The 13,340-nt window shown below is 72.5% G+C and carries 14 protein-coding genes; 7 read left to right on the forward strand and 7 right to left on the reverse strand.

Features of this window, described 5'->3' with window-relative positions; all coding sequences use genetic code 11:
* Nucleotides 1–63 precede the first annotated feature (63 nt).
* Genes AC3IYI_RS03120 through AC3IYI_RS03130 form a run of 3 tightly spaced genes read left to right on the forward strand, consistent with a single transcriptional unit; the run spans nt 64 to nt 6,311 of the window.
* The gene (locus AC3IYI_RS03120; RefSeq protein ID WP_489408735.1) at nt 64–2,784 is read left to right on the forward strand and encodes a cation-translocating P-type ATPase; all 2,721 of its coding nucleotides are present in this window, start codon (nt 64–66) and stop codon (nt 2,782–2,784) included.
* A 13-nt stretch (nt 2,785–2,797) separates the two neighbouring features.
* Nucleotides 2,798–4,570: a SulP family inorganic anion transporter gene (locus tag AC3IYI_RS03125; RefSeq protein ID WP_489408736.1), complete on the forward strand. Its 1,773-nt coding sequence runs from the start codon at nt 2,798–2,800 to the stop codon at nt 4,568–4,570.
* A 43-nt stretch (nt 4,571–4,613) separates the two neighbouring features.
* The gene (locus tag AC3IYI_RS03130; RefSeq protein ID WP_489408737.1) at nt 4,614–6,311 is read left to right on the forward strand and encodes an alpha/beta hydrolase; all 1,698 of its coding nucleotides are present in this window, start codon (nt 4,614–4,616) and stop codon (nt 6,309–6,311) included.
* Nucleotides 6,312–6,329: 18 nt separating this feature from the next.
* Here the strand turns inward: AC3IYI_RS03130 and AC3IYI_RS03135 are convergent, their stop codons facing one another.
* Together AC3IYI_RS03135 and AC3IYI_RS03140 are read right to left on the reverse strand one after the other, a co-directional pair.
* A complete protein-coding gene (locus tag AC3IYI_RS03135) occupies nt 6,330–7,076 on the reverse strand; it encodes a CPBP family intramembrane glutamic endopeptidase (protein WP_489408738.1) in 747 nt (248 codons plus the stop codon).
* 73 nt (nt 7,077–7,149) lie between these two features.
* Nucleotides 7,150–7,446, reverse strand: a complete 297-nt coding sequence (locus AC3IYI_RS03140) for an amphi-Trp domain-containing protein (protein WP_489408739.1) — start codon at nt 7,444–7,446, stop codon at nt 7,150–7,152.
* 125 nt (nt 7,447–7,571) lie between these two features.
* On the opposite strand from AC3IYI_RS03140, the gene AC3IYI_RS03145 reads away from it, so the two are divergent.
* Nucleotides 7,572–7,748, forward strand: coding sequence for a hypothetical protein (locus AC3IYI_RS03145; RefSeq protein WP_489408740.1), 177 nt, complete (start codon nt 7,572–7,574; stop codon nt 7,746–7,748).
* Between the two features lie 113 nt (nt 7,749–7,861).
* Here AC3IYI_RS03145 and AC3IYI_RS03150 read toward each other — a convergent pair whose 3' ends face one another.
* The gene (locus AC3IYI_RS03150; RefSeq protein ID WP_489408741.1) at nt 7,862–8,896 is read right to left on the reverse strand and encodes a BtrH N-terminal domain-containing protein; all 1,035 of its coding nucleotides are present in this window, start codon (nt 8,894–8,896) and stop codon (nt 7,862–7,864) included.
* Nucleotides 8,897–9,009: 113 nt separating this feature from the next.
* Between AC3IYI_RS03150 and AC3IYI_RS03155 the strand changes: the two genes are divergently transcribed.
* Both AC3IYI_RS03155 and AC3IYI_RS03160 read left to right on the forward strand, forming a co-directional pair.
* Nucleotides 9,010–9,363 carry a DUF1304 domain-containing protein gene (locus AC3IYI_RS03155; protein ID WP_243340461.1) on the forward strand — a complete coding sequence of 118 codons (354 nt, stop codon included), beginning with the start codon at nt 9,010–9,012 and terminating at the stop codon, nt 9,361–9,363.
* Entirely contained in the window at nt 9,360–9,935 is a 576-nt protein-coding gene (locus tag AC3IYI_RS03160; RefSeq protein WP_489408742.1) for a TetR/AcrR family transcriptional regulator, read from the forward strand. The genes AC3IYI_RS03155 and AC3IYI_RS03160 overlap by 4 nt, the downstream gene beginning before the upstream one ends.
* A gap of 55 nt (nt 9,936–9,990) precedes the next feature.
* Here AC3IYI_RS03160 and AC3IYI_RS03165 read toward each other — a convergent pair whose 3' ends face one another.
* The 3 genes from AC3IYI_RS03165 to AC3IYI_RS03175 all read right to left on the reverse strand — a co-directional run bounded on the left by AC3IYI_RS03165 (nt 9,991) and on the right by AC3IYI_RS03175 (nt 11,695).
* Nucleotides 9,991–10,869 carry a DUF3592 domain-containing protein gene (locus tag AC3IYI_RS03165; RefSeq protein ID WP_489408743.1) on the reverse strand — a complete coding sequence of 293 codons (879 nt, stop codon included), beginning with the start codon at nt 10,867–10,869 and terminating at the stop codon, nt 9,991–9,993.
* A complete protein-coding gene (locus tag AC3IYI_RS03170) occupies nt 10,866–11,393 on the reverse strand; it encodes an AAA family ATPase (RefSeq protein WP_489411863.1) in 528 nt (175 codons plus the stop codon). Before AC3IYI_RS03170 ends, AC3IYI_RS03165 begins: the two co-directional genes overlap by 4 nt.
* A gap of 95 nt (nt 11,394–11,488) precedes the next feature.
* Entirely contained in the window at nt 11,489–11,695 is a 207-nt protein-coding gene (locus tag AC3IYI_RS03175; protein ID WP_030231294.1) for a cold-shock protein, read from the reverse strand.
* A 223-nt stretch (nt 11,696–11,918) separates the two neighbouring features.
* Between AC3IYI_RS03175 and AC3IYI_RS03180 the strand changes: the two genes are divergently transcribed.
* The gene (locus AC3IYI_RS03180; protein WP_489408744.1) at nt 11,919–12,968 is read left to right on the forward strand and encodes a 2-oxoglutarate and iron-dependent oxygenase domain-containing protein; all 1,050 of its coding nucleotides are present in this window, start codon (nt 11,919–11,921) and stop codon (nt 12,966–12,968) included.
* On the opposite strand, the gene AC3IYI_RS03185 is transcribed toward AC3IYI_RS03180, so the two are convergent.
* The gene (locus AC3IYI_RS03185; RefSeq protein ID WP_489408745.1) at nt 12,886–13,254 is read right to left on the reverse strand and encodes an HGxxPAAW family protein; all 369 of its coding nucleotides are present in this window, start codon (nt 13,252–13,254) and stop codon (nt 12,886–12,888) included. The two genes, AC3IYI_RS03180 and AC3IYI_RS03185, sit on opposite strands and share 83 nt — an antisense overlap.
* Between the last annotated feature and the right edge of the window lie 86 nt (nt 13,255–13,340).

The following is a 13,340-nucleotide window of genomic DNA, read 5'->3' on the forward strand; positions in this document are numbered from 1 at the left end:
CGGCCCTCGGACGGCGAGCGGCGGGCCCGGATGCGTCCGCGGCCCCGGATCGGAGGCACAACCATGACGGTGCAGTCGGATTCCCTCGCGGAACAGCCCGGGGATGCCGGGGACGGCTGGTACGCACGCTCCCCCGAGGAGGTCATGGCGGCGTTCGGCGTCGATCCCGCGGCCGGCCTGTCGGCGGCGCGGGCCGCGGAGCTCCTGGCCGCGCACGGCCCGAACGCCCTGCCCGAGGAGGAGCGGCCCCCGGCCTGGCGCCGCTTCCTCGCCCAGTACCGCAGTTACATGCAGATCGTCCTGGTTGCGGCGGCGATCGTCTCGCTGGTCATCCAGGAGTGGACCACCGCGATCCTGTTGATCGTACTGACGCTGCTGAACGCGGTGGTGGGCCTGCGCCAGGAGGGCAAGGCCGAGAGCGCCATGAACGCGCTGAAGTCGATGATGAAGGCGACGGCCCGGGTGCGCAGGGACGGCAGGGAGGCCGAGATCCCCTCCGAGCAGCTCGTGGACGGAGATGTCGTGCTCATCTCCGCCGGGGACCAGGTACCGGCGGACGGACGTCTCGTCGAGGCCAGCGCCCTGCAGATCGACGAGTCGGCGCTGACCGGTGAGAGCGTTCCCGCCGCGAAGGAGACCGGCCCGCTGCCGGCCGGCGCGAGGTCGCCCGGCGACCAGACCAACACCGCGTTCATGAACACCCCGGTCACCCATGGCAGCGGTGTCATGATCGTCACGGCGACCGGTGCGGACACCGAGCTCGGCAAGATCTCCGGCATGCTGTCGGCCACCGAGAGGGAAGTGCCGCCGCTGACCAGGGAGCTCGACCGGCTGACCCTGTGGATCACGGGGGCGGCGGGCCTCACCATGATCGTGATGTTCGCCCTGGGGCGGCAGCGGGACCAGGCCTGGGACGTCCTGTTCGTCAGCGCGGTCTCGCTGGCCATCGCGGCCATTCCCGAGGCCCTGCCGACCGTGACGCAGGCGATCCTGTCCGTCGGGAGCCTGAACCTGGCGAAGCGGAACGCCATCGTCAAGGAACTGCCGTCGGTGGAGACGCTGGCGTTCACGTCGGCCATCAACTCGGACAAGACCGGCACCCTGACGATGAACCAGATGACCGCCGTCGAAGTGCTGAGCCCCACCGACCGGTACACGGTGTCGGGCACGGGCTACGGCCTGGAGGGCAAGATCCACCACGCCGCCGGGTCCGCCGCGGGGATCGAGGACGCGATCCTGCCGTACGTGGTGGCCAGCGACGCCAAGCTGGTGGGCGGCGAGGTGGTGGGCGATCCGACCGAAGGGGCACTGCTGGTGCTCGCGCACAAGGCCGGCCTGGACACCGACGCCACCAGGGACGCCCTCCCCCGGCTCGCCACGCTGCCGTTCGACCCCGAGTACAAGCTGATGGCCACCTTCCACTCGGCCGTCGACGCCTCCGGGCGGCAGGTCGTGCGCTGCTTCGTCAAAGGGGCGGCCCCCGCGGTGATGGGGCGGGCCGCCACCGCGCTCGCGGCGGGCGAGACCGTCCCGTGGGACACCGACCTGGTCCGCCGTGCCGAGGCGCAGAACGAGCGGATGGGCGGCGAGGGGCGGCGGGTGATGGCCGCGGCCACGCGTGACCTGGACCCGGACGGCTTCGACCCGGAGGGCGACCTGCTCGCGTACGTCACCGAACTGCGGATGACCAGTCTCGTCGGCATGGTCGACCCGCCCCGTGAGGAGGCCGGGGCCGCAGTGGCCGACGCACAGGCGGCGCACATCCGGGTCCGCCTGGTGACCGGCGACGACGTCACGACCGGGGCGGCGATCGCCCGGCAGATCGGGATCCCCGGCGAGGCCGTGCTCGGCTCCGAATTCGCCGCCATGAGCGAGGAGGAGCAGCTCGCCCGCATCGAGGGGATCGGAGTGGTGGGGCGGGTCGCCCCGGAGCACAAGGTGCTGCTCGCGAACACGCTCAAGAAGAAGGGCGAGGTCGTGGCGATGACCGGGGACGGCGTCAACGACGCGCCCGCCATCAAGGCCGCCGACATCGGCATCGCCATGGGCAGCGGCACGGACGTGGCGAAGAACGCCGGACGCATGATCCTCTCCGACGACAACTTCGCCACGATCGTCTACGCCGTCGAGCAGGGCCGGACGATCTACGACAACCTCACCAAGTACATCCGGTTCGTGCTGCTCCTGCTGGTCACGTTCGTGCTGACGTTCCTCGGGGCCACCGTCTTCAACATCGCCGCGGGTGAGCCCTTCACCCCTCCGCAGGTGCTGTGGATCCACTTCGTCGTCAACGCCTCGTTCGGCTTCGCGCTCGGCTTCGACCGCGAAAGCGCCGGCCTCATGCGGCGCAGGCCGCGCCCGCGCGGGGAATCGGTGCTCACGCGGCCCGTGCTCATCACGGTCGGGCTGGGCGGGCTGGCGATCACCGTTCTCCTGCTCGGGCTGATCCGGCTCGGCCAGAGCCATTACGACAGCGTCGCGGCGGGCCAGTCGATCGCGTTCACGGCCTTCTCCCTCTGCCTGATCGTGGCGGCGTTCGAGTGCCGCAGCGAGACGGAATCCGTGCTGACGGCCTCGACGTTCGACAGCAAGCAGATGAACTGGGTGGCCTTGGCCCAGCTCGTGCTCTCCGTGCTCGTCACCCAGATGGACGGCTTCCAGCGGATCCTCGGGACGACCGAGATCGACGCGCGGCAGTTCGGCTGGGCACTGCTGGCCGCCGTCGCCCTCCTGCTCGTATGGGAGCTGGGCAAGTTCGTGGCCCGCCGGTCGAGGACTACGTGAGGAAGGCCGGCCCGTGACGAACCGGCACGACGGGCACGGGGTGCTCTCCCGCTTCCGGGCAGTTCCCGGGATCCGCGCGGTGTCGTCCTACCGGCGCGAGTGGCTGCCCAAGGACCTGGTCGCAGGTGTCGTCCTGACCACGCTGCTGGTGCCGCAGGGCATGGCCTACGCCGAGCTGGCGGGCCTGCCGGCCGTCACCGGCCTCTACACGACGATCCTCTGCATGCTCGGGTACGCGGTGTTCGGGCCCTCCCGGATCCTGGTGCTCGGCCCGGACTCCTCCCTGGGCCCGATGATCGCCGCCACCGTGCTGCCCCTGGTGGCGGCCGACGGAGATCCCGAACGGGCCGTCGCGCTCGCGTCGATGCTCGCGGTCATGGTGGCGGCCATCATGATCCTGGCCTCGGTGGGGAAGCTCGGCTTCGTCGCCGACCTCATCTCCAAACCGACGATGATCGGCTACATGAACGGCCTGGCCCTGACCATTCTCATCGGCCAGCTCCCCAAGCTGCTCGGCTTCAAGGTCGAGGCGGACAACCTGATCGGCGAGTGCGCCGGGCTCGTGAGGAAGATCGCCGACGGGGCGGTGGTACCGGCCGCCGCCGCCGTGGGCCTCGGCGGGATCGCTCTGATCCTGGTCCTGCAGCGCTTCCTGCCGAAGGTTCCCGCGGTGCTGGTGATGGTGGTCCTGGCGATCGCCGCGGCCGCCGTCCTCGACCTGGACGAGCACGGCGTGGGCCTGGTCGGCGTACTGCCCGAGGGCTTCCCGCCGTTCACGCTCCCCAGGGTGGAGCTCGCCGACCTCGCACCGCTCCTCGGCGGTGCGCTGGGCATCGCCCTGGTGTCGCTGGCCGACACGATCTCCAACGCGTCCGCCTTCGCGGCCCGCACCGGCCAGGAGGTCCGCGGCAACCAGGAGATGGCGGGCGTCGGTGCGGCCAACCTGGCGGCCGCCCTCTTCCAGGGCTTCCCCGTCAGCAGCAGCGGGTCCCGGACGGCGGTGGCGGAGCGGGCCGGCGCCCGGAGCCAGCTCACCGGGGTCGTCGGGGCGGCGCTCATCATCCTCATGCTCGTGGTGGTGCCGGGCCTGTTCCGCGACCTCCCCCAGCCGGCCCTCGCGGCCGTGGTCATCACCGCGTCGCTGTCGCTGGCCGACGTACCAGGAGCCGTACGGCTGTGGCACCAGCGCCGGGCGGAGTTCCTGCTCTGCTTCGCGGCCTTCGTCGGCGTGGCCCTGCTCGGCGTGCTGCCCGGCATCGCGATCGCCGTGGCCCTGTCCGTACTCAACGTCTTCCGGCGGGCCTGGTGGCCGTACGACACCGTGCTGGGGCGGGTCCGGGGTCTGGAGGGCTATCACGACATCCGCTCGTACCCGCACGCCGAGCAGTTGCCGGGCCTGGTGATCTACCGGTTCGACGCCCCGCTCTTCTTCGCCAACGCCAAGAACTTCCGGGACGAGGTCAGGCGGCTGGCCGGGGCGGACCCGCGGCCGAGCTGGATCGTGGTCGCGGCGGAGCCGATGACGGACGTGGACACCACCGCCGCCGACATCCTGGAAGAGCTCGACGAGGCTCTCAACGCGAACGGCGTACACCTCGTGTTCGCCGAACTCAAGGACCCGGTGCGACAGAAGATCGAGGCCTACGAACTCACGCGGACCCTCGACCCCCGGCACTTCTTCCCCACCGTGGAGGCCGCGGTCGCCGCCTTCCGGCTGCGCACCGGAGCACAGTGGACCGCACTCGGCACCGACGGGAACGGTCTCCCGCCCACCGGCCCGACATGACGGCCCGAGCCCCGGATGGCACGACCGAAGGAGCAGGGGCACGATGGCCGTGGAGGACGCCATGAGCCAGGACCCGCCGGTCTCTCCCGCACAGGAGCGACCGGCCCTCGCACACCGCCTGCTGCCCCGCCTGACGCTGCCCGGCTGCTGGGGCGCGCTCCTGCTTGCCTGTCTGTCCTTCACACCGTCGCTGCTTCCCCGCGGAGGCGTACTGCAGGGACTGGTCTGCGGCATCAGCGCCGCCATCGGCTACGGGCTGGGCGTGGTCGCCGCCTACGTGTGGCGCGCCTTCGCCGACCGGGACGCGCGCAGTCCCTCGCGCCGGTCGTGGCTCGTCCTGATCGTCGCCGCGGTCGTGCTCTTCGGCCTCGCGTTCGGGCTCGGCCAGTACTGGCAGCACGAGATCCGCCGGCTCATGGGCGTCACCGACTACAACGCCCTCGCCACCGTCGCCTGCCCCTTCGTCGCCGCCGTCGTCTTCCTGCTCCTGCTCCTGGCCGGGCGGGGGCTCCGGGCCCTGTACCACCGGGCCGCGGACCTGCTCGATCGCTGGATCGGCAGGCGGGCGGCGCGGGTGGTCGGCTGGCTCCTGGTGGCCGGCCTGGCGTGGGCAGCGTTCTCCGGGCTGCTGCTGAGCAGCTTCGTCACCGCGGCCAACGAGGCCTTCTCGCTGCGTGACACGGAGACTCCGGAAGGCGTGCACCAGCCCACGTCGGCGCTGCGCTCGGGCGGGCCCGGCTCGACCGTGCCCTGGGACTCCCTGGGCCGGCAGGGCCGGGCGTTCGCCGACGGCGGACCCTCGGCCCAGGAGATCGGCGCGTTCACCCACCGCACGGCGCAGGAGCCCATCCGCGCCTACGCCGGGCTGGAGACCTCCGACGACACGGAGACCCGGGCGTCCCGGGCGGTCGCGGACCTCGAACGGGCGGGTGGCTTCACCCGCGAGAACCTACTCGTGATGACCACCACGGGCAGCGGCTGGGTCGATCCCGCCGCTGTGGACTCCTTCGAGTACCTGGGCAACGGGGACGCGGCCACCGTGGCGATCCAGTACTCCTACCTGCCGTCGTGGATGTCGTACCTGGTGGACCAGTCCAAGGCGCGCGAGGCCGGCCGCGATCTCTTCGACGCGGTCTACGACAAATGGTCCAAGCTGCCCCCGGACCAGCGCCCGCGCCTGTTCGTGGCCGGTGAGAGCCTGGGGTCGTTCGGAGGCGAGACGGCCTTCAGCGGGGAGGCCGACCTGCGCAACCGCACCGCCGGCACCGTGTTCGTCGGGCCGCCCAACTTCAACACGCTGTTCCGTGAGTTCAGCGACCACCGTGACCCGGGCAGTCCCGAGATCGAACCCGTCTACCGGGAGGGGCGGACCGTCCGGTTCACCGACGACCCGGCCACCGGGATCCCTCCGGAGGACCGGCAGTGGAACGGCCCGCGGGTGGTCTACCTCATGCACCCGTCCGACCCGATCGTCTGGTGGAGCCCGAGCCTGGCTCTCACCGAGCCCGACTGGATCGGGGAGCGGCCCGGCTCGGACGTGCTCGAAGCCATGGTCTGGATTCCGTTCGTGACCTTCTGGCAGGTCACCGCCGACCTGCCGTTCTCGACCGGCGTACCGGACGGCCACGGCCACACGTACAAGGCCGCGTACGTCGACGCCTGGAACGACATCATGCGGCCCGGCGGATTCACCGCGCAGGACCTGAACGAGCTGAAGGACATCGTCTCGCCGCAGAACTGATCCCGCCCCCGCCGCCGTTCATCGCAGCAGGTACCCGACGAGGTAGCCGAAGGCGTTGACCGCCCAGTGCAGGCCCATGGGAGCCAGCAGGCTGCCGCTGCGGCGGCGCAGTTCGCAGAACAGGACGCCGGCCGCCGCCGTGAACAGCACGGCCCCCAGCACCGCCAGCACGGCCCCGAGCCCGGAGTCGCCGACGACCGAGTTCACGGCCGGTTTCGCGGACGCCAGGTGCAGCGACGGCAGCACGTGCCACAGCCCGAACAGCAGACTCGACACGGCGGTCGCCCGGACCGCCCCGCGGGCTCGGCGCACGAGGCCGTAGAGCACGCCGCGGAAGGCGATCTCCTCCACCAGTACCGTGCCGACGGGCACCAGGACGAACACGCGGAGCATCACCTCGCCCCCGTCCATCGCCTCGTACCGCCGGTCCTCGAACAGGCCCCTGGTGGCCGGCAGCAGGGCCCCGGCCAGGTAGACGAGGCCGACCAGGCCGATCAGGACCAGCGCCCAACGGGCGCCGCGGGCCAGCGTGCCCCGGGCCAGACCCGCGTCCGCGAGGGTCCCGCCGGCCCAGCGGACCACGCCGAGGAGCAGGCCGCTGACCACGACGGCCGTCACCAGGCCCCACGGGCCCGACCAGCGGTTCAGGGCGAGGTTGGCGGCGACGAGGACGGCCACCGTGACTCCCACGGCCGGCCAGGTACCGATGCGTCGCGGGAGCCGGGGGCGGCGCCGCCCGGCGTCATCGGCGGCGCTGCGGGCCATGCGTACCCACCTCGGTCATGACGACAGGTCAGTCGGGTTCATCGGGCACGCTCGGCCGTCGGCAACGTGCACGTCACGACGTCCGGTCCGCCCTGCCCCTGGTCCGGGCCGGCCGCTTCGCCCGTGACGGCGCGGCCTCGGGCTGCACGGTGGGCCACTTGAGTTCGACCTCCAGCTCGACCTGCCCGTCGCCGACCTCGACCTCGATCTCCGTGCTGACTTCGTCGGGGACCTGCAGGCTCAGCGTCCCGGAGCCGAATTCCAGTTCGACGTTGCCGCCCTGCCTCAGCGCCTCCGCCAGCGCAGAGAGCTGATCGGCGGCCTCGAGGCGCGACAGGGAGCCCTTCTGCTCAAACTTGAGGTCCTTCACGATGTCTCCTGTCCCTCGAGCTACGCGGGATCATGCGACGTTCCCGCGTAAGACGCCAGTGCGGCTGTCCGAAGGTCGCCGGCCATGCCGTGATCGGCAGCCCGTGAGCGCCTGGGTGACTGCCTGTGCCGGGCCGCCCTCGTGGTGCCCTCCTGCAAGCGTGCGCCGCGGCCGAGCTCACCGCACTCCCGGCCGGCTTCGGCGCGGTGCTTCCGGGCCGCGAGGACGGCGGCGGCAGCCCACTGCTGCGGGAGGCCGTGCGCGCCCGCCCGGTGCCGGCGGTCAGGGTCGAGGAAGTCTGAGCGCAGGGCCTGCGGTCCCGCCGGCTCAGTGCCGGGTGGCCGCGCCCAGACGCTGGAAGATGGCCTCGTACAGGTCCAGCCGCGGGAGACGCGGCCCCGGGCCCCCGGGCGCATCACTCCCCGGGCGCGGCCTCCGGCAGCAGTGCGACCGCCCGCCGCTCCAGCACCAGGGCGCCGTCCACGAGCCCGGCGCAGGCGTCGAAGAGCTCCCGCCGCCCCGCGGCGTCCGTCTCGGGGTCAGCCGTACGGGCCAGCTCCGCGAGCCGCGACCACTGCCGCCCGGAGTCGCGGAAGAGCGCTCCCGCCTCCCCGTGCCCGGCGAGGTCCAGGAAGTCCGCGTACAGCGGCCGGGTGGCGCCCGGCGCGGTCCACTCCTCCTCCAGGCAGGCGTACAGCCGCTGCGTACCCAGCGCGAAGGCCTCGGGCGTGGCGAAGCGGCGCTCCCAGCCGGTCTTGGTGCCGGTGTCGCGCAGCTGCGCGGCGAACTTCTCCATGCCGGAGAAGCCGAAGTTGACGTCGAAGTGGTTGCCGAGCACCGGCCCGGTGAGACGGGAGACCGTGGCGGCGATCGCCGCGTCCAGGTCGGGCTCTCCGGCGGGCTTCCCGGTGGTCACCACCATCTGGTGGCGGCCCTTCTTGTGCCCGGACCAGGCCGCACCGAACTCCTCCCGGCCGATCGCGTACGCACCCCCGGCCCCGTCCAGACCGGCCGCCGGGTCGTCGACGAAGTAGGTGTCCCCGTCGTAGCCGACCACGGCCACCACGTACGGATCGGCCGCGGCCAGTTCGTCCATCGGCGCGGGCCCGTGCCAGGGCAGGGCCGACCGGTCGACGGTGCAGAACACCGGGGCCCCGGCGTCGAGTGCGGCCTCGACCCGGTTCCAGCGGGGCTTGGCGCTGCGCGTGGCCTCGTACGGGATGCGCAGGCGTCCGAGGGCGACCTGGACCCAGGGGTCGGGGTGGGCCTGGGCGACGATCGTCGGCATCGGCGGCCGGCCGGCGTACTCGAACACGAAGTACATGAAGCCGATACCGCCCGCCAGGCCCGCGACCAGGGCCTCTTCGTGCACGCTGCCGAGGGCGTGCCGGATCAGCGTGGCCTCGCGGTGGCGTCCGGGGGCGAAGTCTTCATATACGTGCACAGTCATGCGGTCAGCGTAGCCGCGCCGCGGACCGTCGGCCGCGACCGGACTTCCTGTACAGTTGTCCAGGAAGTCGGAGGGACCGCCCTCCACTCACCCCGCCCCCCAGGGAGGTGGCCGTGCAGACGGTCGCAACGATCCTCATCGGCCTCGTCGCCGCACTGCACGCGTACTTCCTGGTCCTGGAGATGTTCCTGTGGCAGCGGCCGCCCGGCCGCGCCCTGTCCGGCTTCGACGCCGACACGGCCCGCCTGACCGCCCCGCTCGCCGCCAACCAGGGCCTCTACAACGGATTCCTCGCCGCCGGCCTGGTCTGGTCCCTCGTCATCGACTCGCTCGCCACACAGATCTTCTTCCTCGTCTGCGTGATCGTCGCCGGGGTCTACGGGGCCGCGACCGCCAACCGCCGCATCCTCTTCGCCCAGGCCCTGCCCGGCGCCCTCGCCCTGGGCGCGGCCCTGCTCGCCGGATGACCTCCCGTACCGACCCCCGCACCGCCCGCACCAAGGCCCGGCTGCGCGAGGGCCTCCTCGCCGAGTGCGCGGACCGGCCCCTCGCCGAGGTCAGCGTCTCGGCGGTGGTCCGCCGGGCGGGCGTCGGCCGGGCCACGTTCTACCTGCACTACGAGGACCTCACCGCGCTCGCGGTGGACGCGTGCGCCGACGTCGTGCACGCGGCGGTCGACGCCCTGCACGCCTGGCAGACGGCCCCGGCGGCGCCTCCACCGGCCGGCCCCCCGGGCGCGCTGGCCACCTTCCTCGGCGGCGCGGCCGACCGGGCCCCGCTCTACCGCACCCTGCTCCTGCCGGGCGGCGGCGGCCCGCTCGGCGAACGCCTGTACCGGGAGCTGCGCGAGCGCAGCCGCGCCGAACGCTCCGCGGTGGGCGCGCCGCGCCCTGAACTGGTCGCTTCGGCCGTGGCCGCCACCTTCACCGCCGTGCTCGCGGACTGGCTGCACGGCGCTCTCCCCGCCGACCTGGCGGACCCGGCCGGGCTGGCGGACCGGATCTGGACCCTCCTCGTAGCCCTGCACCGGGCGGGATGACCTCCCGCGGCCGGAGCGGTCCGTCCCACGTCCGGGTCGCGGCCGCCCGTCGGGTTCAGAACGCCCGGCCGATCAGTTCGCCCCCGGAACGGACCCAGAAGAACACGGCTGCCGCACCGGTCCCCAGCCCGATGGCGGCCAGGACGATCGGCAGGAAGACCGTGGAGGTGAAGTCCGGCTCCGTGTTCAGCTCCGGATTCCGCGGATCGTAGGTGATGTCGATCCGCTCCGGCCCCGACCCGGCGGTCGTCCTCCGGTGTGTGGTGCCATCCGCAGCGGTGAACTCGTAGATCGTCTCGGCGGCGCCCTCGTCGTCCCGGGTACGGAGCCACAGGCTGCCCTCCACCGTGACGCCCCGGGTACGCAGGATCCACCATTGCCGGGCCCCCATCCAGCCCATCAGCAGGCAGGCCAGTCCGACCGCCGCCATCACCGGCGCGAAGACCCAGAACGCCACCGCCTCGTCCGTGGGCATCGCGGATGCACGGTCCGACGCCGGCAGCACCAGCAACAGCACGATCCCCGCGACGTAGCAGACGCCCACCAGCCCGGCCAGGGGCAGCATCCACGGATGCCAGTCGGAGGCGTGCCGCTCCACGTTCACCTCCCCTGCCCCGGGCAGCACTTCGGCCTTCCGGGGTGGCAGCGCGCGGCGCACTTCCTCCGCGAACGCACGCACCGCCGGCGCGTTGCGGCCGGTCACCCTGTACGAGGAGTGCGAGGACGGCGGCTCCGTGCCGTCGGCCGGGCCGGCGAGAACGACCACCAGCTCCCGTTCCGCGGCGGACGGAAGGTCTATTCGCTCGATCGCCGCCAGGGGTATCCGCCGGGTCTCGCGCCGGGAACGCAGCACCAGCGCCCCGTCCGTGAGGCGGGCGGTACTCCCACGTCGCCCCAGCAGGATGACGGGCGAAGAGGTGTTCGATGCGGTCACGACGACCCCTCCGCCGCCAGCCCGGTCTCGGCCATGACCCGGGTGATGGTGTCCTCCAGCGAGTGCTCCGCCTCGATGACGCTCTCCCAGTCGCCGGACAGCAGGTCGAGGGGCCGGTACCACTCGCGCATCTCGGCCTCGCCGTACTCCCCCGCATGCGGCTTGCCCGCGTGCCGTCGCAGGGTCTCCTCGAAGGGCACGTCGAGGTAGTAGAAGTGCGTCGGCCCGCGGTGGGCCCGGCGCAGGGCGTCGAGCATGGGACCGTAGCGGTCCGCGTAGAGGATCCCCTCGACGATCACGTGGAAGCCGTGGTCCAGCGCGTAGCGCGCCACGCTGCCGATGAGCCCGATGTTCGCCGCGCCGGGGGTGTCCCGCTCGCGCAGGACGACACGGCGCAGGTTGTCCTGGCCCACGAGCGCGAGGCCCCGCCCGTGGCGGTCGCGGATGCCCTCCGCGACGGAGGACTTGCCCGCGGCGGAGTTGCCGCGCAGCACGATCAGCCGGGTGTCCGGCGTGCCGGTCATCATCCGGCCCACGCTACCCGTCCGCCCCCGACGTGCGGGAGCCCCGCCGGAAGATCCGGCGGGGCCCCGTCACGGGCTGGGCTCGTGAAGCGGTGCTAGCCGATGGTGACCACCTGCTCCGCCTGGGGTCCCTTCGGCCCCTGCGTCACGTCGTACTCGACCTTCGCGCCCTCCGCCAGCTCCTTGAAGCCGGTGGTCTGAATGGCGGAGAAGTGCACGAACACGTCGGGGCCGCCGTCGTCCTGCTGGATGAAGCCGAAGCCCTTCTCCGAGTTGAACCACTTCACGGTGCCAGTTGCCATCTGTACTGATCCTTCACAACGTTCCACCGGCCGCACACGCGGCCGGACCCGATCCTGCCCATTGATCGGCTCGAGCACACGCCAAGCGCGGCCAACCGGGGTGCTTCCGGATATTCGAACTTTTCTCCGCCCCGTCCGTGAAACGGGGGAGCAGGCCTTCGCACGGGCCCTGAGAGGGGCTCTCGGCGGGGCGCTCCGAAGGAGTCTTCGAAAGGGGACGGACATGGGCGAGCTCGCGACGTTCCGGGTGCCGGCTCGGATCACGGGAACGGCGGCGGACATCATGCTCGGCGGGGCGATGATCCGCGCCTGGCAGCGCGACGGGATCTTCCAAGTGGCCGCCGACGGGCGGCAGGAGGCCCGCACACGGGCCGCGCTGGCGGCGAGCCGGCGGTTCTTCGCCCGGCCCGCGGCGGAGAAGGCCGCGTGCGTCAACGACACCTCGTACAGCGGGTACATCGCCTCGGGTGAGGAGGTGACGGCAGGCCGGCCGGACGCCTCGGAGATCTTCACCATCACCCCCGACATCCCCGACGACGCGGCCGCCGGCCTGCCCTGCCACGGACCGGTCCCCTGGCCGGACCCCGACTACCGCGCGGCCATGGAGGCCTACCTGGCGGGTGTCGGCGGGCTCGGCGAGCGGCTGCTGCGGCTCGTGGCCCTCGGGCTCGGCCTCGGACCGGCGGGCATCGACCGGCTCGCGGGACTGACGCGCGGCGGCTGGCACCACATGCGGGTGCTGCGCTTCCCCGCCGCGGAGCGGACCGCGGAGCGCGGGATCGGCGCCCACACCGACTACGGGCTCCTCGTGATCGCCGCCCAGGACGAGGTGGGCGGGCTCTTCGTGCGGCCTCCGGTGGCGGGCGAGGAGCGCCCGCGCAACTGGCTGCCGGGCGAGAGCACGGCGGGCTTCGCCGAGCACCGGCCCGGCTGGACCCTCGTACGGCCCGTGGCGCGGGTGCTCACGGTGTTCCCCGGGGACATCCTCCAGTTCATGACCGGCGGCGCCCTGCTGTCCACCCCGCACCGGGTGCGGCTCGCGGACCGGGAGCGGTACGCCCTCGCCTACTTCCACGAGCCGCGCTTCGGCGCCCGGATCCGCCCCCTCGATCCGGCACGGTCCCAGCAGGACGGGGACGGCGGCACGGGGCCCGCGGTGATCCACTACGGGGAACACTTCACCCGGATGTTCATGCGCTGCTATCCGCAGCGGGCAACGACGCGGCGGATCGAGGCCCAGGGGCTGCTGCGACACCTCGCCGCGGCCCGCTGAGCCGGCAGCCGAGGCAGTCGGCGTGGCCGGTGTGCGCGACGGTGTCGCGGACCCGCCAGTCCCATTGACTCTCCGGCCGCGGCCCGCTGGGCTTGCCCCAGCCGGCCAGGTGCAGCAGCCAGGTGGTGATGCCCGCCGCGACGACGACCCCCAGGCCGATCCAGACGCCGGGGGTCCAGGAGGCGCACAGGGCCGCACCCGCCGCCGTGCTTCCCACCAGGGCGATCGCCGTGCCGGTCCAGCCCGCCACGGTGTGGCCGAGGTCCACGTGGCCGTGAGCGCTCATCGTTCTCCCCTGCTTCGTCGGTTCAGTAGGCTCGAATGGCGTTCTCTTACCGAGAAAGCCATTTATCTCACGAGCTAAGTAACTTA

It is taken from the genome of Streptomyces sp. GL_148 (genome assembly GCF_057834205.1).

What these genes read in the sequence shown, in the direction of transcription:
- AC3IYI_RS03120 (WP_489408735.1), top strand. Translation starts at nt 64, where the DNA reads ATGACGGTGCAGTCGGATTCCCTCGCGGAACAGCCCGGGGATGCCGGG.
- AC3IYI_RS03180 (WP_489408744.1), top strand. Translation starts at nt 11,919, where the DNA reads ATGGGCGAGCTCGCGACGTTCCGGGTGCCGGCTCGGATCACGGGAACG.
- AC3IYI_RS03160 (WP_489408742.1), top strand. Translation starts at nt 9,360, where the DNA reads ATGACCTCCCGTACCGACCCCCGCACCGCCCGCACCAAGGCCCGGCTG.
- AC3IYI_RS03185 (WP_489408745.1), bottom strand. Translation starts at nt 13,254, where the DNA reads ATGAGCGCTCACGGCCACGTGGACCTCGGCCACACCGTGGCGGGCTGG.
- AC3IYI_RS03170 (WP_489411863.1), bottom strand. Translation starts at nt 11,393, where the DNA reads ATGACCGGCACGCCGGACACCCGGCTGATCGTGCTGCGCGGCAACTCC.
- AC3IYI_RS03130 (WP_489408737.1), top strand. Translation starts at nt 4,614, where the DNA reads ATGGCCGTGGAGGACGCCATGAGCCAGGACCCGCCGGTCTCTCCCGCA.
- AC3IYI_RS03150 (WP_489408741.1), bottom strand. Translation starts at nt 8,896, where the DNA reads ATGACTGTGCACGTATATGAAGACTTCGCCCCCGGACGCCACCGCGAG.
- AC3IYI_RS03175 (WP_030231294.1), bottom strand. Translation starts at nt 11,695, where the DNA reads ATGGCAACTGGCACCGTGAAGTGGTTCAACTCGGAGAAGGGCTTCGGC.
- AC3IYI_RS03135 (WP_489408738.1), bottom strand. Translation starts at nt 7,076, where the DNA reads ATGGCCCGCAGCGCCGCCGATGACGCCGGGCGGCGCCGCCCCCGGCTC.